Here is a 1,026-nt window from a genome sequence, read left to right on the forward strand (position 1 = left end):
CTTAGATTCAAGTCACAAATGCAACTGATGGAATTTTAGATGAAAAAAGGAGGTGTATTTTTCAAGACAATGAGGAGAAGTAGTCTCACCCATTGTCTATGTGGAATAAAAGTCTTTTTTTTACCACTAAAATCGCCAAACTAAAGTTGTAATAATGGGACAATTAACCAGAGAACAAAGATATACTATTTCGGTAATGAAAAGAAGAGGCTATCAACAAATTGAGATAGCCAAAGCCATCGGAAAGGACAAATCAGTAATAAGTAGAGAATTAAAGAGAAATTGCGATCTGAGAAATGGAGAATACAGATACGAATTAGCTCATACTAAATACTTAAATCGTCTTTCTAAAAAGGTAAAGTATCGAAATTTCACTCCAGTATTAAAAACTCAAGTAGAGGTTTTGATAAGAGAAGATTATAGTCCAGAACAGATTGTAGGTCGCTTGAAAACACAAGGACAAGCCTGTGTTTCACATGAGTGTATTTATCAACATATTTGGGCTGATCTGAAAGCTGGAGGTGATCTTTATACACACCTTCGGAGAAATAAGAAGAGGTATCGAAAACGAGGAGGTTCTAAGGATACTCGTGGTCAATTAAAGAAYCGTATTGGTATCGAAAAACGTCCAGCAATAGTTGATCAAAAATCGAGGTTTGGTGATCTCGAAATAGATACGGTAATGGGGAAGAATCATAAGGGTGCCTTATTGACTATTAATGATAGACTTACAGGTATGGTTTGGATACGTCTTTTAGAAGGTAAAGAAGCTGAGCCACTTGYAAAAGCAACTGTAGAGGTGCTAAATCCAATAAAAGATCTGCTACATACAATAACGGCAGATAATGGGAAARAGTTTGCTAAACACGAGCAGATYGCTGAGCAACTTGATTTGGATGTCTATTTTGCCAGACCATATCATTCTTGGGAAAGAGGTGCTAATGAAAATACGAATGGATTAATCAGGCAGTACTTCATTAAAGGATCTTCTTTTGATGGAATAACAAATGAAAAAGTACAATGGGT

General features: G+C 35.7%; 1 protein-coding gene. It reads left to right on the plus strand.

Annotated features, from left to right (window positions below; all coding sequences use genetic code 11):
- Window positions 1-154: 154 nt before the first annotated feature.
- Window positions 155-1,026, plus strand: an 872-nt coding sequence (locus EMN46_RS18590; RefSeq protein WP_154202515.1) for an IS30 family transposase, incomplete at its 3' end; no start/stop codon positions are given.

Source organism: Ancylomarina sp. 16SWW S1-10-2, from assembly GCF_009669305.1.
GTDB lineage: Bacteria > Bacteroidota > Bacteroidia > Bacteroidales > Marinifilaceae > Ancylomarina.